Origin of the sequence: Neobacillus niacini (assembly GCF_023715415.1) — a bacterium.
GTDB lineage: Bacteria > Bacillota > Bacilli > Bacillales > Cytobacillaceae > Neobacillus > Neobacillus niacini_C.
Window position 1 is genome coordinate 67,629 of the sequence record NZ_JAMBOB010000009.1, and the last position, 23,150, is coordinate 90,778.

The following is a 23,150-nucleotide window of genomic DNA, read 5'->3' on the forward strand; positions in this document are numbered from 1 at the left end:
TTGTGATGGAGGCTCATTTTTGTTATGCATGTTGTTTTGCAGGTTCTTTCCCTTTGAAAACAGTTTTGCGTAAGAATGGAACCACCCAGCGGTCAAGACCAATGCGACCTGCATTGTAACCAGCTGTTAAGATGATGAAACCTAAGAAAATGTCAGTTGGGTTATGAGATACTGTTCCTGCTAAGAAGAAAGAGAAGTTCATCACAAGACCAAAGAACATAGCTGTGGTTGTTAAACAGCCTAGTAGAAGTCCTAAGCCGATTAATGTTTCGCCCCAAGGAACAATGGTGTTGAATACATCAATATTTGGTAATGCAAAGCTTTCTAAGAAGTTAACATACCAGCTGTAAACCATGTTGCCATCTGGACCTTTAACAGGATTCTTTACTGCATTAGCTAGAAAACCTGAAGCATCAAATGCACCACTCTGTAATTTTCCTAATCCTGCTGTGAACCAAGAATAGCCAAGGTATAAACGAATAACAGTTAAAATAGCTGCAGAAATCTTATTTTCTCTTAAAAAAGTGTTAAACATAATGAATTCCTTCTTTCAATAATTTAATTTAATTTGTATTTGATAGTCATACTATAAATGATAGCTGTGGTTAACAACATGGTTGTAGTGATAAGTTCACACTTTGTTAAAAATGATTTGACAGAATCATGAACGACTTAGTTCATATTCATTTTGAAGCATCTCCTTGTTAAATATGTTTTAGATATTTACTACACTGCTAATATAACAAATTAATCTTGAATTGAGGGTAATTTGCTCACTATTTCACATATCTGTAAAAAAGATTTGAACAAATTGTTAACAAGTCTGTCTTTCAGAAATAACAGAGGCTGCTCTTCATTTCGGATATTCCCTTTAAAACCTTCATCTTATGCGAAATACCATCGACAAGGAAGTCATTTAAAAAAAGTTGTTTTCGCATAGATTAGTGTTATCAAACAGATATAATTCTAGGCTTTTTAAAAAGTCAGCTGATTTGGACTCGAATGCCTTTGGATTACCAAACCAATCTTAATACGGCCAGGAAGATTCATCCTCAATCAAGGGTCTTGAGGACAAATCATACCGAGCCGTCAGAAAGATTTGTCCTTAATCGAGGGCCTTGAGGACAAATCACACTGAGTGGTCAGAAAGATTTGTCCTCAATCGAGGGTCTTGAGGTCTAATCATACCGTCCCTCAGAAAGATTCGTCCTTAAATAAGGATATTGTACTAGTAGCAACAAAGTTTATGAAAAGGGCATTAAAAACTCTTGCTAAAACTAATTGTATTAGTTAAAATAAAACTAATAATATTAGTCAAAAGGAGTCGATTAGGGTGAGAATGCTCAATAATGGATTTTTGTATCAGGTAACATTTATGGCAAGTGTCTTTCCCGTCAATTGTTATTTGGTTGAGGAAGAGGATGGATTGACATTAATTGATGTAGCACTGCCTTACAGTATGAAGGGAATATTTAGGGCGGCGGAAGTGATTGGAAAGCCAATCACAAAAATTGTTTTAACCCATGCACATGAGGATCATGTGGGGGCGCTAGATAAGATAAAGGAAGAACTCACGGATGTGCCTGTTTATATTTCGATGAGGGATAACAAAATAATGAATGGTGACACAACACTTGAAGAGCACGAGCACCAAACTCCGATTAAGGGCGGTGTTCCGAAAAAGCTGAAGACCAGAGCGAATATTCTATTGAAAGAAGGAGACCTAATTGGATCATTGGCAGCCATTGAAACTCCTGGGCATACACCGGGTTCGATGTCTTTCATTGATTTACGCTCAAAAGCGCTGATAGCAGGGGATGCTTACCAAACTAGAGGGGGAATTGCTGTAGCTGGTGATATCGTGCCATGGTTTCCTTTTCCGGCCTTTGGAACATGGAGTAAAGAAACTTCTATAGTAAGTGCAAAGAAATTAGTGAATTATCAGCCTAAGCTGCTAGCTGTTGGACACGGTGAAATGCTTGAAAATCCGCTTAGGGAAATGCAACAGGCTATAAATCGACTAGAGCAGAAATTGAAATAAAGGGGTTTATGAAAATGTCACCTAGACCAAAGGTAGGACTTGAATTAACAGAAATTCTGGGAGCAGCAGCGGAGATAGCGAATCAATTTGGTATGCAGGAAGTTACTTTGGCAAACCTAGCGAAAAAATTAGGTATTCGTCCTCCATCTTTATATAATCATTTTGATGGGTTGGCCGGCCTAAGAAAGAAAATGGCGATTTATGGGCTGGACCAATTATATGAGGCTTTATCTCAATCTGCCATAGGGGTGTCTGGAGATGAAGCTGTGCTATCTATTAGTAAAGCTTATGTTGATTTTACCCGGAAATATCCTGGGGTTTATGAGGCAACCTTGATGGCACCGGATATGGAAGATGAAGATGTTCAACATGCTGGTTCTAGAATTGTCCACCTTTCTGTTCGCGTTTTGCAGGCCTATCGATTAGAAGGGGACACGGTAACACATGCAGTAAGAGGACTCCGAAGCATTTTACATGGATTTTCTTCACTAGAGCAGCGGGGCGGATTTAAAATGGCGTTAGATTTAGATGAAAGCCTGGAAATCATTATTAAAGCTTTTATACAAGGTATGCGTGAGAACTAGATTATTAGAGCAATAACAGGTAACGCAGATATATTTGATTTAACGCAGATAAAATCGGATTAACTAAGATAACCCGATACAGAGGGATATTCAGATGCACCAAATGTTACCAATGTGTTAGAATGCCATTGAAAACAGTACTTTAAATGCAAAATTCACCAGACCTGCCAAATGGCAAGTCTTCTTTTTTCAATAAGATGTTATAATAATAGTAATATCTTGATCAAAGGAATGAAATTTATGAGTAAATTTGAGAAGTTAGGATTAGTTGTGGACGTAGAAACGACTGGATTAGGACCAACGACAGATGAAGTAATAGAACTGGCGTTGAAATTGTTTTCCTATCGCACAGATACCGGGGAAGTCCAGGAAATTATTGAAGAAGATTCCTTTTTAAGAGAACCGCTTTCCAGCTCTGCTAGAAGGAACTATGACCGTGCCTATCAAATCCACGGGATACCCTATGAATTAGTAGAAGGGAAGAGTTTCACGGATGGGAAGATTAAAACGTATTTTCACCGTGCCGACTCAATCTTTGCTCACAATGCTTCCTTTGACCGAAGCTTTCTCTATCATATGTACCCAGAAGTGAATGATATAAAATGGTATTGTACAATGCGGGGAGTTAAATGGAAGAACTATGGCTTTCCTAATGGTAAACTCCTAACGCTATTGCAAGCACACCAAATTACAAACCATCAAACACATAGAGCACTTGACGATATTACATACCTCATGGACCTGCTCAGAAAAACAAGTCCTAATGGAAACCTCTATCTTCAAGAAGTCCTCGAAAATGGACCGATGAGAAAATACCAGCCAGCTGCTACTCGAACCAAAATGGGATAATTGCCTCTTCCATAAACACAAAAGAACAGATTGAATAGTAAAACTCGCCATAGTGGCGAGTTTTTTTATTGGAGATCAGGTTAGATTTAAGCACTGGAGCAGAACAATAGACGGAGAAATTCCGCTTATTTAGTAATTATTATTAAAAAGGGCTTAAATAGGCGGAGGGTTTCCGCCTATTGGCTTGAAAAATTCGAAAAAGGGGGATTTTGCTTTGCATAGTCGGAAAATCTCCGCTTATATACTCCGAAACGAGCTCCATTATGAATCTAAACGGAAAATCTCCGCTTATTTTCATAATACAGATTGTTACTGTCCGCCCTAGGTGGACAGTGTCCACGAGCGGTGACAGGCACCAAAAATGGCACTAAAAAGGAACCAAAGTTACCTTTTTAAATATCGCTCTTCAACGATTTTTCGGTGATGCATTTCGTGGCCAACGATGATGTAGGCGATGGCTCTGGTGGTGATTTCCATTCCGTTTGCGTTGCCTATGTTTGACCATGCTCGGGCAGGGATGTTTTGGATAAGGGTGATGGCGGCGTTTCTTGTTGCTTTGAAGTCTACTAGGATTGCTTCCATCGATAGGGTATGGGTTTGGGCTGCCTCAACATAATCTGTTTCATTAAAGCCTGCTAGAGGGGTTTGATCTCCGCGGCTTACACGAAGCAGGCGATAGGTCATAATTCTTTCCGTATCGATAATATGTCCAAGTACTTCTTTCGCACTCCATTTTCCCGGAGCATACCGATAGTTAGCCTCCTCTTCGGAAAGCCCATTAAAAAGCTTAACCACCGCTAAGAGATTCTCCTGTAAAATCTGTACCACCTCACCGGTTGGAACTAGTTGGATGTAGGGTTGATAATATGCTGGATATTCGTTTTCTGTTGGACGTTGAAGCATGATTTTTCCACTCCTCTCAGTTTTGTTTATCATTCATTTGAAAATATCTCCATTATAAATTTATCCTATCACATTATTAAAGGGGATTGAATCGATATACACAGCAGCTCAATTGTTTAAAGATGGTAAACTCCCAAAATGAAAAAAAAAATTATTTAACGCTTACAAAAAATATTGACGGATTTTGTCGACGGTGATATTCTATGTGTACAGTTAATTTGTTAGTTCATTAAACAAATTAATTGGAACGTTTTAACACTCTCGAGAAGATAAAATTTAACAATGAGTATTTATGTAAAGGGATTCACAAAATAAGCAATAAAATGTCTTAGCAATCTTAAAATTCATTAATTATGTTAGTACGATTTATTAGGAGGGTTAATAATGGCTAGAGCAATACAACAAAAAGTTGAAACCCCACAAAACGGTGGGAAAGAAGTACGGCCTTTTGGGATGAAAGATAAATTAGGTTACTTGTTCGGTGATTTTGGAAACGATTTCTTCTTTATTTTAGTTGCCGCTTTCCTTATGGTTTATTACACAGATGTCTATCATCTTAATCCAGCTGCGGTCGGAGGTCTATTTTTAGTTGCCCGTTTATGGGATGCATTTGCTGACATTACTTGGGGCCGCTTTATCGATACTAGGAAAGCAGGAAAGAATGGAAAGTTCAGACCGTGGATTTTTAGAATGTCATTCCCACTTGTCATTACTGGTGTATTAATGTTTGTTCATATTCCAGGAATGTCTGATGGCTTTTACCTTGCTTATGCATATGTAACCTATATTATTTGGGGAACATTATATTCCACTGTGAATATTCCTTATGGCTCAATGGCTTCAGTAATCACAGCTGATCCGGTTGAACGTACTGCATTATCTAGCTGGAGAACATTAGGTGGAAACTTAGCTGGATTAATCATAAATGTTGTTGGACCAATGATTTTGTTTGTTGATAATAAAGCAGACGCTAACCGATTCTTATTAGGTGCAATCATTTTCGGTGTTCTTGCACTTGCTTGTTATATGGCTTGCTATAAATTATCCGTTGAACGTATTGTGATGGATGAAACAAATAAACCTAAAGCAAACCTAGGTAAAACAGTTAAAGGTCTTGGTAAAAACAAACCACTCATTTGGTTCCTTATTATTTCATTATTGTTCATGATTTGTTTTATGTTAATTGGTACAGTAAACGTTTATCTATTCAAAGATTATTTTACAAGCGCACAATCACTAAGTATGGTTGGTCTTCTACAATCAGTAGCAGTATTTATTGCTATGCCGATGGTAAGACCATTAGTTGCGAAGTTTGGTAAAAAAGAAGTGGCTTCAGCTGGTATTTTAGTGGCTGCTCTTGTATACGGTGTGTTATATCTGCTTCCAGACTTAACAGCAACACAATTTATCGGGGTCTTAACCGTTGCTATGTTTGGTTATGGTGTTTTCAACCTTGTAATTTGGGCATTCGTTACAGATGTAATTGATTATCATGAGTATTTAACTGGCCTGCGTGAGGATGGTACCGTTTACTCCATTTACTCAATGGCTCGTAAAATTGGACAAGCTGTTGCTGGTGGTGTTGGTGGTGCAGCAATTGCAGCAGTTGGTTACACAGCAGGTGCAGAAGCGCAATCAGCTGAAACACTAGAAGGAATTCATACACTTGCTACTTTAGTACCTGCAGTTGCACTGTTGCTTGTATTCTTAATGATTGTATTCCTGTATCCGTTAAACAAAAAGCGTACAGAACAACTTTCAATTGATTTAGCTGCAAGAAGATTATCTAACAAATAAAACTCATACCAAAAAGATAGCTAAGAAAGTTTAGCTATCTTCTTTTTGCTGAAAAATAAACCCTCTAGCCAGTTGGCTAAAGGGAGGTCTGTCAGATAATATCGAATTAAATGTTAACGCTTGCATTTTTTTTGGTTTCGATTTGATAGTTTAAATTTAGCATCGGAACACCTAGGAAATGTTTGATTGCAAGCGCACAAGCACCTAGAACAGCAGAATTCCTGCCGATTGTAGAAATCTGAAGTGAACGGTAATGACTAATGGATGAATTCAAATTTCCCCTAATTTTATCGAGAGAATTCGGATACATTCGCAAAAGCTCACTATCAAGCACCAGTACGTCAGGGTTGTACATGTTGATCATATTATTTAAGCCAATTGAAAGGTAGTAAGTAAACTCTTCAAACATCTGGATTACTTCTTCATCGCCTTCATCCAGCCACTGTTGAATATGGTCGTACGTAATAGGTTTGATATTCCGTTTCTCTGATAAAGTTTTGAAAATAACATTCTCTGAAGCATATCTTTCCCAGCAGCCTTTATTTCCACAATTGCATTGAATTCCATTCGGTACAACAATCATATGGCCGATCTCACCAGCAAATCCATCATGCCCGCGGAAAAACTCATTGTTCATCATCATTCCAAGACCAATACCAGAATAAAGAGTGGCGGCTAAGAGGTTATCTGTTTCATGGTGCACAAATACTCTCTCTGCAAATGCACTTAGATTCGCATTGTTTTCTAGGTAAACGTTGATATCGATTTCTTTTTCTAAGTCAGATTTAAGGCTTATGGTATTCCACTGTAATCGTGGTACATAATGAATGGTTTCATCTTTTCCGACTAAACCATGTATTGCTATGACTATTCCGATAATTCCGTATTGACTGAAAGCGTATTCAGTTTTGAGTATTCTAATTTGTTCTATTAAGAGATTTAGGATCTCCTGATAGTTTGAAGTATTTGTTTCAATCCTCTTAGATTTGACAGGACTGCCGATAAGATTTGAAACAGTAAAAGAAATATGGTCATAATCAAGATCTATGCCAAGAGCAAAGCCTGCCTCACTGTTTATGGAAAGCATAATTGGCTTTCTTCCAACTGTATAGTGCTCGAGGTGTGTCTCTATTATTAGACCTTCGTCAATTAAATCTGCTACCTGTGCTGAGATGGTTGCACGTGTAAGAGCAGTAACTTTTGATAAGTCCGCTCTAGAAATTAAACCTTCTTTGACTATTTCTCTTAGGATAATTGAACGATTAATTTTTTTAATGTATGCCGCGTCACCGGTAATCATGTGTATCCTCCATTTCGAGCGAGCTTTATTACTATAATTATAGTATAACAGGTTATTGCAGGAAGGTCTCTTTGTTTTATGAAAAATTCATAATCTTTCAATTGACTTAACAAAAAAAAAGTGATAAGTTTGTATTGTTATTAATTTGTTTACTAAACAAATTAAGAGGGAGAGTAGGTTTCATTAGATTTTTTTAATATATTTGTAAGGGTTTACAGATAACAATAATGTAAGTTAATTCAGGAGGGTTTAGAATGAAAAATTTTTTAGACAAAGACTTCTTGTTAAATACTGAAACTGCTATTAAATTATTTGAAAATGCAGCACAGGGACTGCCGATTTTTGATTTCCATTGCCACTTAGATCCACAGGAGGTTTGGGAAAATAAGTCATATGAAAATATTACCCAATTATGGCTTGGTGGAGACCATTACAAATGGCGTACCATGCGTATGAACGGGATTGGTGAAAAGTACATTACCGGTGATGCAAGCGATTGGGAGAAGTTCGCTGCGTGGGCAGAAACCGTGCCAAACCTCATTGGTAACCCGCTTTATCATTGGACTCACATGGAGTTAAAAATGTTCTTTGGAATTGAAAAGTTACTAAGCCCTGCAACAGCACGTGAAATTTATGATGAATGCAATGAGAAGCTGAAAACTTCAGATTACACAGCACGAGCTTTTATTGCAAAATCAAACGTGAAGTTTATCGGCACAACAGATGACCCTAATTCAACATTGGAATACCATCGTTTATTGAAGAATGATGAATCCTTTACTACTATGATTGCACCTACATTCCGTCCGGACGGAGCTCTATTTATTGAGCGTCCTACTTTTGTCAGCTGGACCCGGAAATTAGAAGAGGTTTCTGGAATTAAGGTTGATTCACTTGATGGATTCTTAAAGGCATTGCAGCAGCGTGTTGATTTCTTCCATGAAAATGGCGGCCGTGCATCCGATCATGATATTCAAAAAATGGAATATGTAGAAACAACCAAGGAAGAGATTGAAGTTATTTTCAATAAGCGAGTGAGTGGCGAACAGCTTTCGAATGATGAACTGGTTGCTTACCGTTGGTTCATATTAACAGAGCTTGGAAAAATGTATGCTGGCAAACAGTGGGTAATGCAGCTTCATATGGGTGCCATTCGAAATAATAATACAAAAATGAAGGAACTTATTGGCGCGGATGCAGGATTTGATTCAGTTGGTGAAGCTAATTTTGCCGAAGGTATATCTAAATTCCTTGATACCCTTGAGCAGCAAGATGCATTACCAAGAACAGTATTGTTTAACCTAAATCCTAAGGATAACCCAGTTCTTGCAGGAATGATGGGGAACTTCTATGAAGAAGGTGTTCCAGGTAAAATTCAGTTTGGTTCCGGCTGGTGGTTCAATGACCATATCGATGGAATGGAAAGACAAATGAAAGATCTTGCAAACGTAGGTCTCTTGAGCCACTTTATTGGTATGTTAACAGACTCTCGCAGCTTCCTTTCTTATGCGCGTCATGAATATTTCCGTCGTATTCTTTGCAATCTAATAGGAGATTGGGCTGAAAACGGACTAGCACATAATGATATGGAATTCCTTGAGAACATGGTTAGAAATATTGGCTACAATAATGCAGATAAGTATTTTTTACAGCGCTAAGAAATTAAGTTAAGATTAAGGGGCGCCCTTTATAAGGCTCACCCCTTATTACATAGTTATTTCGTGTTAAAAATTTTTAACTGAGCAAGATAATGTTGGAGCGTAAAATAGGAGAAAGAGGGATGAAAAATGTCTAAACAACAAATTGGTGTAGTTGGCTTGGCTGTAATGGGTAAAAACTTAGCTTTAAATATCGAAAGCCGCGGTTATTCTGTTGCTGTATTCAACCGTTCTTATGATAAAACGGAAGAATTCTTAAAGAACGAAGCAGAAGGAAAGAACTTTGTCGGTGCACGTACTGTTGAAGAATTCGTCAATGCTTTAGAAAAGCCACGCAAAATTTTGTTAATGGTTAAAGCTGGTACTGCAACAGATGCTACGATTGACTCTTTAAAGCCATTTCTTGAAGAAGGCGATATTCTAATCGACGGAGGAAATACATTCTTCCAGGATACAATCAGACGTAATCAGGAACTAGCAACTGCAGGATTCCATTTCATTGGAACTGGCGTTTCAGGTGGAGAGGAAGGCGCATTAAAAGGTCCTTCTATCATGCCTGGCGGTAAAAAGGAAGCATATGAACTTGTACAGCCTATTTTAGAGGCAATTTCAGCTAAGGTTGAAGGCGATCCTTGTTGCACATATATTGGACCAAATGGTGCAGGTCACTATGTGAAAATGGTTCATAACGGAATTGAATATGGAGATATGCAGTTAATTTGTGAAGCTTATTTTATCTTGAAAAATGTCCTTGGCTTAGATGCGAAAGAGCTTCATGAGGTCTTCGCTGAATGGAATAAAGGCGAATTAGACAGCTATTTAATTGAAATCACGGCAGATATCTTTACAAAAGTGGATGAAGAAACAGGTAAGCCAATGGTTGACTTGATTCTTGATACAGCTGGTCAAAAGGGTACTGGTAAATGGACAAGCCAAAATGCTTTAGACTTAGGTGTTCCACTTCCAATTATCACAGAATCCGTATTTGCCCGCTTTATTTCAGCGTTGAAGGATGAGCGTATTAAGGCAAGCAAGGTTCTTAGTGGACCAGAGGTTAAGGGCTTTGAAGGCAATAAAGAAGAGTTAATCGAAGCTGTTCGTAAAGCTTTGTATATGAGTAAAATTGTTTCTTATGCACAAGGTTTTGCACAAATGCGTGCTGCGTCGGAAGAATACGATTGGAATCTTCGTTACGGCGATATCGCTATGATTTTCCGCGGCGGATGTATCATTCGTGCACAATTCTTACAAAAAATTAAGGATGCTTACGATCGCGACCCAGAATTAAGAAACCTATTATTAGATCCTTACTTTAAAGATATCGTTGAAAACTATCAGCAGCCGTTACGTCAAGTTCTTGCTGTAGCCATTGAGCGTGGAATCCCAGTTCCATCGTTTGCAAGTGCGATTGCTTACTATGATAGCTATCGAACTGAAACACTTCCAGCGAATCTATTGCAAGCACAACGTGACTATTTTGGAGCACATACGTATCAACGTATTGATAAAGAGGGCGTATTCCACACCAATTGGATGGAATAATAGTTAATTAAATAAATGATGAATCAACATAAAAGGAGACAAAAACTAGCCTGATGCTGTAATTGTCTCCTTTTTGTTTGCCTATAAAGGTAATCGGAAAAGCAATTTCAGTCAAATAACAGTCATTATTGAGCAGTTTTAGAGAATGTTTTTTACTTATCTATGCAATATAATATAAATATGGTTCAGTTAACTATCTGTGATGTTAACGCTTACTTCAAAGGGTGTGAAAGCAATGGGAATGTTAACGGACTCTTCTTTTAGAAAAAGAATAATGGATGAGTGGATATACGGTTATTATCGTATTCAGGGAGTTGACTTTTACAACTTTAATTTTCACTCACATCAAGAATATGAGATTTATTTTTTTCACTCGGGTGATTGTAGGTATTTAATTAACAATCGAATTTATGAGTTACAGCCTGGTGATATCATTCTACTGGATGGCATGACCTTGCATAAAGCGAATCCAGGAACAGACAGTACGTATACAAGAAGTACGATTCATTTTTCACCTATATGGCTCCGAGAGTCATTAATTGGACTAGGAATCCCTAATTTATTAGACCCGTTTAAAAAACTTAATAATTGCTTGCTTCGAACTGGTTACGATGAATTTGGTCAATTTGTAGATGGCAGCATTAAGGAGATTGGCCATTCTCTTACTCATATTGATGAAGAATTCCAGCGAACAGGTAAGAAAAATGAATTTCTAGAAGCGGAAATAAAACTTGAGTTAATTCAACTATTGATGGGAATTTATAAAATGAGTCAAAAAGAGTTATCTCAAGTAACGAGTAAAAAGTCGGAAAAAGAACTTCATACCGAAGCAATAGCCTCTTGGATTAATGAACACTATGCTGAAAAAATCAGTTTAGACAGAATTGCAGAGGAGTTAAGCTTGAGTAAGTATTATGCTTCACATATTTTTAAAGAAGTCACGGGCTTTACGGTGATGGAATATGTGATGGCCTGCCGACTTAACCAAGTAAAGTATTTGTTGGAAATGGAGCCTAATCTATCACTAACCGATATTTCTCGTGCAACAGGTTTTGAGAGTGTAGCCCATTTCAGCCGTTTTTTTAAAGAGAAGGTCGGGGTCACACCTTCACAGTATCGAAAAAACAAACACAGGTAGCCCATATTCCTAGGACTAGGAGGAAAAAATAAATGCATCAAGATTTATTGATTTCAGGATTTTCAGATGAAATTTCATCGGATTTTGATACCCAGCTTGAGGTTGTCTCGAATTTGGGTATGAAATATATTTCGTTACGGGGCATTGATGGAAAAAATATTGGGGATTTTACAGTAGATGAATTCAAAGAAACCGTACAGCCAAGACTGCAAAAGGCTGGAATAGGTGTTTCTTCCATTGGCTCACCTATTGGTAAAGTGTTTATCAATGATGAAGAAGGCTTTGCGAAACAGAAGCTTATGTTGGACACGCTTTGCCAAATCAGCAACTTGCTTGATTGCAACTATATGCGAATCTTCAGCTTCTATATTCCAAAGGGTGAGGATGCAGATCAATACCGTGGTGAAGTAGTTCGGAAGCTTAAGGAATTTGCTGCAATTGCTGAAAAATACCAGGTAATATTACTACATGAAAATGAAAAAGATATCTTTGGTGATATCGCCAGACGCTGTCATGAGATTTTAACAGAAGTTGCTTCTCCTTCCTTTAAAGGAATTTTCGACTTTGCTAATTTCGTACAGTGCGGTGAGGACACACAGGAGTGTTACAATCTCTTAAAAGATGAGATTGTTTATATACACATAAAGGATGCTGTAACATCTGACAGTCAAAACGTTGTCTGTGGAACGGGTGAGGGGAAAATACCTGAACTACTAGCTCAGTTTATTAAGAGCGGCTATAAAGGCTTTTTAACTCTTGAGCCACATCTTGTTCTCTTTGATTCTCTGAAGGATTTAGAGCTTGAGGATGCGACTGAGATTATTAAGGACAACAAAGGGCTCGACGGTGCCGGCGGCTACAAGCTTCAATATGAAGCACTTCTAGACATTCTTAACAAAATTGAAAGCGAGGGAATTTAAAATGGCAGATGTAAGATTAGGGATTATTGGTTTAGGTGCAGAAGGCGGTATGTACGCTAACTTTATTACTGAAGGCAAAGTAAAAAACATGGTGGTTGGTGCGATTTGTGATAATGATCCTGCTAAAAAACAAGTAGCAGAAGAGAAGTATCCTGGCGTTCCTTTCTACGATAATTATATCGATATGCTTGAAAGTGGTGATGTAGATGCAGTCGTTACAACTGTTCCGCATTACCTCCATCCTGAAATGGGAATCGAATCACTAAAGAGAAACATTCATGCATTAGTGGAAAAACCAGCTGGTGTTTATACAAAACAAGTTAAAGAATTAAATGACTTTGCAGCTTCAAAGCCTGAACTTAAGTTCGCAATTTTCTTTAACCAGCGGACAAATCCACTTTATAAAAAAGTAAAAGAAATTATTGATAATGGTGAAATCGGCAGCATCCGCAGTACCAACTGGATTATTACTACTTGGTGGAGACCTCAAGGTTACTATAATCAAAGTGAATGGAGAGCAACTTGGGGTGGAGAAGGCGGCGGTGTCCTTGTAAACCAAGCGCCACACCAAATTGACTTGCTTCAATGGATTTGCGGCATGCCGAAAAAGGTTTATGCAAAAGTAAACTATGGCTATCAAAGAGATATTGTGGTTGAAGACGATGTAACAGCCGTATTTGACTATGGAAATGGTGCTACTGGTGTATTTGTAACGAAGACACACGATGTAATGGGGACAGACCGTTTAGAAATCCATGGTGATAAAGGAAAAATCGTTGTAGACGATAGTAAGAAAGTTACCATCAAGCGCCTGAAACAATCTGAGAGAGAAATGAGCGATTCTATGGATATGTCAGATGTTATGAAGCTGTTTATGGGCGGCGGCGCTGGTGATATTTTCACTGAGGAAGTAATTGACTTTGGAAATGTCTGGGGCGAACAGCACATCGCCGTATTAGAAGACTTTGCATCTGCGATTGTGGAAGATACATCATTACTAGCTCCTGGCAGCGACGGCATTAACGGTGTTAGACTTGCAAATGCTATGCACTTGTCAAGCTGGTTAGGAAAGGAAATCGAAGTACCATTCGATGAAGATTTATTCCTAGAAGAATTAAACAAGCGTATTGCCGAAGAAGGAAAATACCCGGTTAGAAAGTAATTGATCACATGAAACGAACTCATCGCTCATGCAGCTATGAGTTCGTTTCAAAAGTCTGTTTAGGAATAGAGCCTTTATAAAAAGGGGAGAAACAAATGCTAAAAGTAGCAGTAATCGGACTTGGAGATATTTCAAAAATTCATATTCCAGCTATACAAGCTAACCCAAATGCTGAGTTAGTGGCAGTGTGTGATCTTGATGAAACATTAAAAGACAACGTACCTGGGGTAAACTTTTACAGTGATTATCACGAAATGCTTGAAAAAGAAAACCTTGATGTTGTTCATAATTGTCTGCCTCACTATCTACATTACCCGGTAACAAGAGATTGTGTAGAAGCGGGAGTTCATGTGTTCCAAGAAAAGCCGCTGGGCCTGAACAGTGAGGAAGGACAGGCACTTGTTAAACTAGAGGAAAACCACAGTGATGTTAAAATCGGTGTGTGTTTGCAAAACCGTTATAATGAGTCGTTTGAAATGCTGAGAGAGATTGTCCAAAGCGGAGAATATGGCAAAGTTATTGGAGTAAAAGGTTTGGTGGCCTGGTATCGACCAAAGTCTTACTATGATGTTAAACCATGGCGGGGAAAAATGGAGTACGCTGGCGGCGGATCCATGATTAATCAATCCCTTCATACCCTAGATTTAATACAGCTTGTCGGCGGAAAAATCGAATCAATAAAGGGTTCAGTGGACCAGCTATTGGATTATGGAATTGAAGTAGAAGACACTGCCTCTGCACATATTCTCTTCCAAAACGGAGCAAGAGGATTATTTTTTTCAACGAATGCCAATGCTGAGAACTCCAGTGTAGAGCTCGAAGTCAGTCTTGAAAAAGGTAAATTTATCATTAAAGACAGCATTCTAATGAGAATAAATGAAGAGGGGAAAAAGGAAGAACTGGTAGAAGACGCTAAACTGCCTGGCTCGAAATTCTATTACGGTGCCAGCCATGCGAAAACGATCAATCAATTCTATAACTGTATTTTACAAGGCACTGATGATTATGTTCATGCAAAGGATGCACTCGTTTCCATACAAATGATTGATGCCATTCGACTTTCTTCAGAGACAAAACAAAGTATTAAGATGGAGGGATAACCATGAAAAAAGGTAAAATCGGCGTTCAAATGATGATGCTAAAAGGCAAGGTAGAAGAACTTGGTGTTTATGAGACTTTAAGACAAGTAAGAGAGCTTGGCTATGGTGCTGTAGAGGTATCACAAATTCCAATGACACCTGAGAATGTTGCAGAGTTAAAACGAGCAAGTGAAGATTTTGATATCAAAATTGCTGCTCTTTCAGCTGCACTAGAGCCAATGATGCCTGGTATGCCAGGTGAAACACTATCCAATGATTTTGATAAAATTGTAAGCGATTGTAAGACATTAAATTGTAATTTCCTACGAATTGGTATGCTTCCATTTACTAATATTGGTCATAAAGATAAGATTATGGATTTTGTTCTAAAGTGCGAGGCAGTTGCAGAAAAGTTAGCACAGCACGGTATTGAATTGTACTACCATAACCACCATATTGAGTTCCAAAAATATGATGGTGAATACTTATTAGACATTATCAAGAACAATACTTCGAAAATTGGTTTCGAAATGGATGTTCACTGGATTCACCGCGGCGGTCTAAATCCTGTTGAAGTATTAAAAAATTATGCAGGCCGTATTTCTTTAATACACTTAAAAGATTATCGCATCGGTCAATTTGATGTAAGTGTATTAGAGGGAGGATTCGAGCCCGCTAAGTTCTTTACTGCCTTCAATAATACCGTCCAATTCGCAGAACTAGGAGCAGGCAGCCTGGATCTTAAAGCGATTATTGAGGCAGGCCTGGAAAGCGGCTCACAGTACTTCTTAGTAGAACAGGATGATTTATATGGACGCGATCCATTTGACTGTCTAAGAGACTCAGCTAACCACTTAAGAGAGCTAGGATATGCTGACTGGTTTTAATATATTGAAAAAGTAAATTACAGCAAGGCAGTGGGTCGTCCACTGCCTTTTTTGTGCTGGGGGTACTTTACCAAGGAAGAGGATTTCCTATGTATTCCTCTTAGGAAAGTGATATTCTATCAACATAATCTTTAGAAAATTAAAAACCTATTGACTAGAGATTGAAGAGGTGGTATTCTTTAATTAATTAATTAGTTCACTAAACTAATTAAATAATCGGATAATAGTTTCATAGGAATTTTTATTTTTTACTGGATGTGAAAGGGTTTTCATTGGAGGGAGTGGCTAGGTTACAGGAGGGAGGGAAATTATCAAAATTTAAACTTTTGGTTACCTAAATCCTCCAGAAAAAATTATTAATAAAAGTATTGTAAATGAAAGCGGATTCAATTATGATAAGAGTGTGGTAATTAGTTAGTTCATTAAACAAATTAAAGGGTAAAATTTCCACTGGCAAATAATTAAACATTAACTTTAATGAAAGCGGTTAAACCGCTTAGAGGAGGAACTGCACATGACAACAGCAGCAGTTAATAATCAGCAATACAATAAAGCAAAACTTTGGGAAATTGGTTTCTTCGCTTTAAATAACACTGCAACCAATCTTTACATGTTTATTTTGGCTTTTGTTTCCTACTACGCAGCGGGAGTTGCGGGTATTGCAGTAGTTGTAGTAAGTACTATTTTAATGAGTATGAGAATTTGGGACGGAGTTACGGATCCAATCATTGGTTTCTTGGTAGATAAAACAGAGGGTAAGTTCGGAAAGTTCCGACCTTTTATGGTGATTGGTAATATTTTCTTAGCAGCTACTATCCTCGTATTATATAATGTTACACACTTATTACCGGAATCATTCAGACTGCTATTCTTTATCTTAATCTATGCCATTCATATTATTGGTTATACATGTCAAACTTCCGTTACAAAGGCTGCACAAACGGTATTAACAAATGACCCTAAACAGCGTCCTTTATTCGCAGTATTTGATGGTATTTATAACACAATTTTATTCACTCTTGGACAAGTTTACGTAGCATCATATTTAATTAAAAAACATGGCGATTTTAATATGGGCTTATTCACAGAACTAAACACTCTAGCTATTATTCTTTCAGGTATATTTACCGTATTAGCTGTAATTGGAATCTCAAGCAAAGACAAGAAAGAGTTCTTTGGATTAGCAGAAGATACAGTTAAAACGAAATTCAGCGATTTCTGGCCGCTTCTTAAAGGTAATAAACCATTACTAAAACTAATTTTTGCTGTAACAGTTGACAAATTAGCATTCTCACTTTTGCGCCATTCCGTCGTAATGGTTATGATATTCGGGATTTTAATCGGCGATTATGCGTTGAGCGGTACAGTATCGATGATTACCATTGTTCCAACCTTATTAATTACTTTCTGGGCAGTGGCAAAAGCAAGAAAAATAGGTATGAAAAAAGCGTTCCTTTTTTCAACTTGGATTGCATTAGGTGCTTTCGTCGCATTAGTTGCAATGTTTACTCTAATTGATGGTTCAAGCATCTCTATGTCTAACCTTGGAATTACTACCATCTTGTTCTTTGTTTTATACACAATGGCAATGGGCTTTGGCGGTGTTCCATCAACACTTGTAAACCCAATGATCGCTGATGTATCCGATTATGAGACAGATAAATCAGGAAGATATGTACCAGGTATGATTGGAACATTGTTCTCTTTCATTGATAAATTAATCACATCTTTAGCACCAGCCATTGTTGGTTTTGCAGTAGCGTTAATCGGGTTTAAAGATGCATTCCCAACAGTAACGGATACGTTAACACCAGAATTAAAACTTGTAACAATTATTTTAGCCTTTGTTATTCCAGCTGTTGCATTGGTTATTTCAGGTCTAACGATGTCTCGCTATGAACTTGATGATAAGAAAATGGCAGAAATACAAGAGAGTATTAATGCGAAGAAATCAAAGAGTAAAGTTGCATAAGTTGATAACGGTTTCTTTGAAAGTTATGTAATAGTTTAATCTTTAAATTATTCATAGTTAAATCCCCTTTGTTAGTAGTAATACTGATTCAGAGGGGATTTTTTGTTTAAAAAAATGTTTGTAGTTTATCAATCGGAAACAATACGAGTCAATAAATTAGAATTATTAAGCAGGATTAGAGAATGATTTTTGTTTCTCGGTACAATATAATCAAAGTATGTCAAGCTACTTAGTAGAGCGGAATGATGTGTATGGAAGCGATCCATTTCATTGCCTAAGAGACTCTACTGATAAATTAAGAAAACTAGGTTATGCTGACTGGTTTTAATATATTAAAAAAGTAAAACACGAAAAAGGCAGTCGATGTCCGCTGCTTTTTTTACGGGGAAAATGAACAGAAAACACGGTTAAAAAAAGCTCTCATACTAATTAGCCAAGGGAAAAAGGCGTCATAGCAACAAAGTTATTAGAAAATTAAAAATCTATTGACGAGAGATAATAGAGATGGTATTCTTTATTTAATAATTAGTTTATTAAACTAATTAAAAAAATGAATAATAGTTTAAAAGAAATCATATTTTTTTAATTAGAAATGAAAGGGGTTTCATTAAAGGGAGGGCGACAGGAAAAGGGTAGTTAATAGGTGATTTGGAGTTGTTATGGGAACAGGGGATTTCTAGGGAGATAGTTATCAAAATATTCGAGTAAATGAAAGCGTTTAACTACAAGGGGGCGAAATCATGTCAAATGCAATAGTAGAAAATAAGAATCAATACAACACAGCAAAATTATGGCAAATTGGATTTTTTGCATTAAACAATACCGCAACAAATCTATATATGTTTGCTTTGGGTTTTATATCGTATTATGCCGCGGGTATTGCGGGGGTAGCGGTAGTTGCTGTTAGTACAATATTAACATTTATGCGTATCTGGGATAGTGTTACTGACCCAATTATCGGGTTTATTATTGATAAAACAGAGTCAAAGCTTGGTAAGTTTAGACCAATGATGATTATTGGACAAGTTATTATGGCTTCAACAGTAATCTTAATGTATAATGTCACCCACCTTGTTCCAGACGGATTTACACTGATCTTTTTCATCCTTATTTATGGTGTTTATATCATTGGGTATACCTTTCAAACAGCTGTTACAAAAGCGGCACAAACAGTATTAACAAATGATCCAAAGCAGCGTCCGGTATTTGCAGTTTTTGATGCAACGTATAACATTGCATTATTTACTCTCGGGCAAATCGCTGTAGCATCTTACTTGGTACCTAAACATGGCGGTTTTAATAAAATTGGTTTATTTATAGAATTAAATACGTATGCAATTGTTGGTTCAGCAGTATTCACATTTTTAGCTATCATTGGAATTTGGGCAAAGGACCGAAAAGAATTCTTCGGATTAGCAGAGCAAACAGTACAAACAAAATTCCGTGATTACTGGCCAATCTTTAAAGGAAACAGACCATTGCAGATGCTTACAATCGCTGCGTCTACTGACAAATTAGCTGGCAGTATTGTTAGACACCCTGCCGTGCTCGTTATGTTTTTTGGGCTAATGATTGGTGATTATGCACTAAGTGGAACTTTAGGACTTGTAACACTAATCCCTACTCTTCTTGTTACCTTTGTTGGAATTGGAATTGCTAGGAAACGTGGCTTGAAAAGGACATTTGTGGGAGGCACGTGGCTGGCATTGATTTCTTTTGCAATATTGTCGGTATTTATGTTAATGATTGATCCAAAAGACATATCCCTTAGTAACATTGGGGTTGTAACCGTTATCTTTCTAATCTTATACGGAGCAGGAATTGGTTTTGGTTCTTTAACAGGCAATATGGTTATCCCTATGATTGCAGATTGTTCTGACTATGAAACGTATCGAACAGGACGTTACGTTCCAGGGATGCTGGGGACGATTTTCTCCTTTGTCGATAAAATGATCTCATCTTTAGCGGCAACCATTGTTGGATTCATGGTGGCGATGATTGGCTTTAAGGAGGATTTCCCACAGCTTGATGATACGTTTACAACCCAATTACTTATTATGACAATGATTCTAAAGTTTGGCTTCCCAATACTTGGATGGATCGCATCCATTATCGCAATGAAGTTTTATGATTTGGACGATGCAAAAATGGCTGAAATCCAAAAATCTATTGCAGATATTAAAGCAAAAGCGAGCAAAGATAAAGCAGCAGTATAAAGGAATTAATATTCGACCCTGGCTATTGCTGGGGTTTTTATTATTTACAAAAAAACCAATTCACTATTATTTTCGTGAATTGGTTTCTTTTTGTTTATGATTTTCTTGTGGAAGGTAGTTAATCCATTCAACTGTCTCAACGATTGTTTGCCATAACTTTTTCATATTCATTTCCCCCTAGTGATTTGATACCTTTATTATGGGGGATTAGGTTATATTTAACAATGTCACTGAAAACGGAAACAAAGGCAATGAAAACGAGAACAATGATGATGAAAGCGTGTATCATCGCCTATTTCCTTACACTTTCTCCATTTTTCTAGCCTTTTCATTGTTTTACATGTTTGGAAAGCATTTACAAGAAAAAAGCCCTCGATTACTGAGGGATAAACTTGTTTTGCGTTTTAGATTCATCAAAAGCAAAGCTTAATTCCTTAACATCTAAGAATTTCTTAATGGCTAAGGCACAAGCACCCATGCGGCAAGCATTTTTACCAAATTCCGAAATCTGCAGCTTTCGATATTGTCCCACTGTTGATTTTAGATTTTCTTTAATTTCTTCTAATGCATTCGGATACAATCGAAGCAATTCACTATTAATCACTAGAATCTCAGGATTATAAAGGTTGATAACATTGTTAAGACCATAGGATAGAAACTTTATATACTCTTTCATTAACTCAAAGGTAACTGGGTCCTGCTCTACGAACCATTGATGGATGTCATCATAGGTTACATCTTTTTTATTATGACTCTCAGAAAGTTTTTTTACAAAGCTTAATTCAGAGGCGTATTGTTCCCAGCAGCCTAAATTCCCACACCTGCAAGGAAGACCGTCTGGCACGATAATCATATGGCCAATCTCGCCTGCATAGCCATCGCAGCCTTTAAGTAATTTACTATTTACCATAATTCCGAGACCAATTCCCGAATACAAACTAACGGATAATAAATTTTCACTTTGATAATGTTTATAAACAATCTCAGCGAATGAACAAAGGTTAGCGTTATTTTCTATAAAAATACTGATACCGGTTTCATTCATTAAGTCAGTCTTTAAATCTTTATTATGCCATTGATGGTAAGGTACAAAAAAGATGGTTTCATCGTTATTTACGATACCGTGAATGCCCACTACCACTCCGATTATTCCATATCGTGCATGTGAACATTTCTCTTTATAAACAGTAATCTGTTCTGTTAATAACTTTAGAACCAAATCATAATCAGAGGTTTCCATCTCAATAGTATGAGAGTGGACTGGGGTACCGCTTAAATTGGATAATGTAAACGTAATCGAATATTTATCTAGGTCAATTCCTAGAGCATATCCCGCCTGATTGTTAATTGACAGCATAATGGGTCTTCTTCCAAGATTCTTATGCTCAGCATGTGTTTCGATAATTAATTCCTCTTCTAATAAATTTGCTGCCTGTACAGAAATGGTAGCCTTGTTTAGACCAGTAATCTTTGCTAAGTCTGCACGAGATATATGACCGTGTTCAATTATTTTACTAATGATTAATGATCGATTTATCTTTCTGATAAATGAAGCATCTCCGGTGACCATAAAGCACCTCCTAGGGTAATTTTTAATGAAAACTGGTTAATTGTGGTTCATAACAATTGACGTGAATAATCCATAATGGTATTATACAGGTAATTAGTTTGTTTGGTAAACAAATTAAATTACTATTTTATAATTTTTTCCAAAAAAGTCATTTTTGAAAGGGATTACACACTTTTTTATCAGACTCAAGAAAAGTACATACATGGAATAATATCCCTTGAGGAACACTTAAGTAGAAAAGGAGTGAAACAGATAAATGGGTATTTTACAGGACTTATTAAGAGATATTCCAGTGCCGAAAATGGCAAAAGTGAAAGTTAAGTTTGATGATAAGCAAATTGATGATTTAGAACAGGCTTTGATGGAGAAATTGCAACAAGAGCATATTCGGGCATCGGTTCAACCTGGAATGGAAATTGCTTTAGCTGTTGGAAGCAGGGGGCTTGACCGTCTTGTGGAATTGACTGCAGTGACCGTTAAATTTCTAAAAGAACTTGGAGCAAAGCCTTTTATTGTTCCTAGTATGGGAAGTCATGGTGGTGCAACAGCTGAGGGACAGCGTGAGGTATTAGCTCATCTTGGGGTAACGGAAGAAAGTGTCGGCTGTGAAATTCGTTCTTCCATGGAAGTGGTAAAAATCGGGGAACTGCCTAATGGCTTACCTGTATATATTGATCAGTATGCTGCATCCGCTGATGGTATTGTTGTGATTAACCGTATCAAACCGCATACGGCATTCCGTGGTCCGGTTGAGAGCGGCATTATGAAAATGATAAGTATTGGTTTGGGGAAACAAAGGGGTGCAGAGGCTTGTCACCAACTGGGCTTTAAATATATGGCAGAGAACGTGCCGGCGATGGCTAAAATGATTATGGAGAAAAAACCATTTCTTTTTGGTGTGGCAACGTTAGAGAACGCATTTGATAAGGTCGCAGTAGTAGATGTGCTATCTCCTGAAGAAATTATTAATCGAGAGGCAGACCTTCAGGCAAAAGCGAAAGAATTACTACCGAAGCTTTTCTTTGAACAATTAGAAGTTCTTGTGATCGACCAAATTGGTAAGAACATCTCGGGTGATGGGATGGACCCGAATATTACTGGTCGATATCCTACTCCATATGCACACGGAGGACCAGATGTGAACAAGATGGTCGTTCTCGGTTTAACTTCTCAAACAGAGGGGAATGCCAATGGCGTGGGAACTGCAGATTTTACAACCCAGCGTTTAGTGGACAGGATGGATTTGGAAGTAACCTATGCCAATGGATTAACTTCTACTGTTGTGGCACCCACCAAAATTGCTACTACTTTGCCAAATGATCGTGAAGCGATACAAGCGGCAGTCAAAACATGTAATATTTTAGATTTTACGAAAGTAAAAATGGTCCGCATTAAAAATACTTTAGAGTTAAGTGAAATCGAAGTATCGGAAGCTTTAGTTGAATATGTAAAACAGCACCCAAATATGGAGTTGGTTTCTGAACTATTTGACTTACCATTTGACGAAAAAGGAAACTTATTTTAAAACAAGG

18 protein-coding genes are annotated in these 23,150 nt (G+C 37.4%); 14 read left to right on the top strand and 4 right to left on the bottom strand.

Annotation, left to right across the window (positions count from 1 at the left end):
• Positions 1 to 22: 22 nt before the first annotated feature.
• Complete coding sequence (locus tag M3189_RS20500) at positions 23 to 535, bottom strand: DoxX family membrane protein (protein WP_251637291.1); 513 nt, start codon at positions 533 to 535, stop codon at positions 23 to 25.
• Between the two features lie 798 nt (positions 536 to 1,333).
• Here M3189_RS20500 and M3189_RS20505 point away from each other — a divergent pair.
• From M3189_RS20505 to M3189_RS20515, 3 genes are all read left to right on the top strand, one after another.
• Positions 1,334 to 2,041, top strand: a complete 708-nt coding sequence (locus M3189_RS20505; protein WP_251637293.1) for an MBL fold metallo-hydrolase — start codon at positions 1,334 to 1,336, stop codon at positions 2,039 to 2,041.
• A gap of 14 nt (positions 2,042 to 2,055) precedes the next feature.
• Positions 2,056 to 2,625 (top strand): TetR/AcrR family transcriptional regulator, encoded by a 570-nt coding sequence (locus M3189_RS20510; protein ID WP_251637295.1) that lies wholly within the window; start codon positions 2,056 to 2,058, stop codon positions 2,623 to 2,625.
• Positions 2,626 to 2,865: 240 nt separating this feature from the next.
• Positions 2,866 to 3,474 carry an exonuclease domain-containing protein gene (locus M3189_RS20515; protein ID WP_251637296.1) on the top strand — a complete coding sequence of 203 codons (609 nt, stop codon included), beginning with the start codon at positions 2,866 to 2,868 and terminating at the stop codon, positions 3,472 to 3,474.
• A 384-nt stretch (positions 3,475 to 3,858) separates the two neighbouring features.
• On the opposite strand, the gene M3189_RS20520 is transcribed toward M3189_RS20515, so the two are convergent.
• Positions 3,859 to 4,377, bottom strand: coding sequence for a DinB family protein (locus M3189_RS20520; RefSeq protein ID WP_251637298.1), 519 nt, complete (start codon positions 4,375 to 4,377; stop codon positions 3,859 to 3,861).
• 384 nt (positions 4,378 to 4,761) lie between these two features.
• Here M3189_RS20520 and M3189_RS20525 point away from each other — a divergent pair, with 384 nt between their 5' ends.
• Entirely contained in the window at positions 4,762 to 6,174 is a 1,413-nt protein-coding gene (locus M3189_RS20525; RefSeq protein WP_251637300.1) for an MFS transporter, read from the top strand.
• Between the two features lie 106 nt (positions 6,175 to 6,280).
• Here M3189_RS20525 and M3189_RS20530 read toward each other — a convergent pair whose 3' ends face one another.
• On the bottom strand, positions 6,281 to 7,474 hold the full coding sequence (locus tag M3189_RS20530; RefSeq protein ID WP_251637302.1) for an ROK family transcriptional regulator: 1,194 nt from the start codon (positions 7,472 to 7,474) through the stop codon (positions 6,281 to 6,283).
• Positions 7,475 to 7,728: 254 nt separating this feature from the next.
• Here M3189_RS20530 and uxaC point away from each other — a divergent pair, with 254 nt between their 5' ends.
• The 9 genes from uxaC to M3189_RS20575 all read left to right on the top strand — a co-directional run bounded on the left by uxaC (position 7,729) and on the right by M3189_RS20575 (position 20,048).
• A complete protein-coding gene (gene uxaC, locus M3189_RS20535) occupies positions 7,729 to 9,132 on the top strand; it encodes a glucuronate isomerase (RefSeq protein ID WP_251637304.1) in 1,404 nt (467 codons plus the stop codon).
• 129 nt (positions 9,133 to 9,261) lie between these two features.
• A complete protein-coding gene (gene gndA / locus M3189_RS20540) occupies positions 9,262 to 10,674 on the top strand; it encodes an NADP-dependent phosphogluconate dehydrogenase (protein ID WP_251637307.1) in 1,413 nt (470 codons plus the stop codon).
• 235 nt (positions 10,675 to 10,909) lie between these two features.
• Positions 10,910 to 11,812 (top strand): AraC family transcriptional regulator, encoded by a 903-nt coding sequence (locus tag M3189_RS20545; RefSeq protein ID WP_251637309.1) that lies wholly within the window; start codon positions 10,910 to 10,912, stop codon positions 11,810 to 11,812.
• Positions 11,813 to 11,844: 32 nt separating this feature from the next.
• Positions 11,845 to 12,732 carry a sugar phosphate isomerase/epimerase family protein gene (locus M3189_RS20550; protein ID WP_251637311.1) on the top strand — a complete coding sequence of 296 codons (888 nt, stop codon included), beginning with the start codon at positions 11,845 to 11,847 and terminating at the stop codon, positions 12,730 to 12,732.
• 1 nt (position 12,733) lies between these two features.
• Complete coding sequence (locus tag M3189_RS20555; RefSeq protein WP_251637313.1) at positions 12,734 to 13,894, top strand: Gfo/Idh/MocA family protein; 1,161 nt, start codon at positions 12,734 to 12,736, stop codon at positions 13,892 to 13,894.
• Between the two features lie 95 nt (positions 13,895 to 13,989).
• Entirely contained in the window at positions 13,990 to 14,994 is a 1,005-nt protein-coding gene (locus tag M3189_RS20560) for a Gfo/Idh/MocA family protein (protein ID WP_251637315.1), read from the top strand.
• A gap of 2 nt (positions 14,995 to 14,996) precedes the next feature.
• The gene (locus M3189_RS20565; RefSeq protein ID WP_251637317.1) at positions 14,997 to 15,860 is read left to right on the top strand and encodes a sugar phosphate isomerase/epimerase family protein; all 864 of its coding nucleotides are present in this window, start codon (positions 14,997 to 14,999) and stop codon (positions 15,858 to 15,860) included.
• A gap of 514 nt (positions 15,861 to 16,374) precedes the next feature.
• Positions 16,375 to 17,832 (top strand): MFS transporter, encoded by a 1,458-nt coding sequence (locus M3189_RS20570; RefSeq protein ID WP_251637319.1) that lies wholly within the window; start codon positions 16,375 to 16,377, stop codon positions 17,830 to 17,832.
• Positions 17,833 to 18,572: 740 nt separating this feature from the next.
• Entirely contained in the window at positions 18,573 to 20,048 is a 1,476-nt protein-coding gene (locus M3189_RS20575) for an MFS transporter (protein ID WP_251637320.1), read from the top strand.
• Positions 20,049 to 20,424: 376 nt separating this feature from the next.
• Here M3189_RS20575 and M3189_RS20580 read toward each other — a convergent pair whose 3' ends face one another.
• Positions 20,425 to 21,618: an ROK family transcriptional regulator gene (locus M3189_RS20580; RefSeq protein ID WP_251637322.1), complete on the bottom strand. Its 1,194-nt coding sequence runs from the start codon at positions 21,616 to 21,618 to the stop codon at positions 20,425 to 20,427.
• Between the two features lie 256 nt (positions 21,619 to 21,874).
• On the opposite strand from M3189_RS20580, the gene M3189_RS20585 reads away from it, so the two are divergent.
• Positions 21,875 to 23,143, top strand: a complete 1,269-nt coding sequence (locus M3189_RS20585) for a lactate racemase domain-containing protein (RefSeq protein ID WP_251637324.1) — start codon at positions 21,875 to 21,877, stop codon at positions 23,141 to 23,143.
• Positions 23,144 to 23,150 lie beyond the last annotated feature (7 nt).

What these genes read in the sequence shown, in the direction of transcription:
- M3189_RS20500 (WP_251637291.1), bottom strand. Translation starts at nt 535, where the DNA reads ATGTTTAACACTTTTTTAAGAGAAAATAAGATTTCTGCAGCTATTTTA.
- M3189_RS20510 (WP_251637295.1), top strand. Translation starts at nt 2,056, where the DNA reads ATGTCACCTAGACCAAAGGTAGGACTTGAATTAACAGAAATTCTGGGA.
- M3189_RS20515 (WP_251637296.1), top strand. Translation starts at nt 2,866, where the DNA reads ATGAGTAAATTTGAGAAGTTAGGATTAGTTGTGGACGTAGAAACGACT.
- M3189_RS20520 (WP_251637298.1), bottom strand. Translation starts at nt 4,377, where the DNA reads ATGCTTCAACGTCCAACAGAAAACGAATATCCAGCATATTATCAACCC.
- M3189_RS20525 (WP_251637300.1), top strand. Translation starts at nt 4,762, where the DNA reads ATGGCTAGAGCAATACAACAAAAAGTTGAAACCCCACAAAACGGTGGG.
- M3189_RS20530 (WP_251637302.1), bottom strand. Translation starts at nt 7,474, where the DNA reads ATGATTACCGGTGACGCGGCATACATTAAAAAAATTAATCGTTCAATT.
- uxaC (WP_251637304.1), top strand. Translation starts at nt 7,729, where the DNA reads ATGAAAAATTTTTTAGACAAAGACTTCTTGTTAAATACTGAAACTGCT.
- gndA (WP_251637307.1), top strand. Translation starts at nt 9,262, where the DNA reads ATGTCTAAACAACAAATTGGTGTAGTTGGCTTGGCTGTAATGGGTAAA.
- M3189_RS20545 (WP_251637309.1), top strand. Translation starts at nt 10,910, where the DNA reads ATGGGAATGTTAACGGACTCTTCTTTTAGAAAAAGAATAATGGATGAG.
- M3189_RS20550 (WP_251637311.1), top strand. Translation starts at nt 11,845, where the DNA reads ATGCATCAAGATTTATTGATTTCAGGATTTTCAGATGAAATTTCATCG.
- M3189_RS20555 (WP_251637313.1), top strand. Translation starts at nt 12,734, where the DNA reads ATGGCAGATGTAAGATTAGGGATTATTGGTTTAGGTGCAGAAGGCGGT.
- M3189_RS20560 (WP_251637315.1), top strand. Translation starts at nt 13,990, where the DNA reads ATGCTAAAAGTAGCAGTAATCGGACTTGGAGATATTTCAAAAATTCAT.
- M3189_RS20565 (WP_251637317.1), top strand. Translation starts at nt 14,997, where the DNA reads ATGAAAAAAGGTAAAATCGGCGTTCAAATGATGATGCTAAAAGGCAAG.
- M3189_RS20570 (WP_251637319.1), top strand. Translation starts at nt 16,375, where the DNA reads ATGACAACAGCAGCAGTTAATAATCAGCAATACAATAAAGCAAAACTT.
- M3189_RS20575 (WP_251637320.1), top strand. Translation starts at nt 18,573, where the DNA reads ATGTCAAATGCAATAGTAGAAAATAAGAATCAATACAACACAGCAAAA.
- M3189_RS20580 (WP_251637322.1), bottom strand. Translation starts at nt 21,618, where the DNA reads ATGGTCACCGGAGATGCTTCATTTATCAGAAAGATAAATCGATCATTA.
- M3189_RS20585 (WP_251637324.1), top strand. Translation starts at nt 21,875, where the DNA reads ATGGGTATTTTACAGGACTTATTAAGAGATATTCCAGTGCCGAAAATG.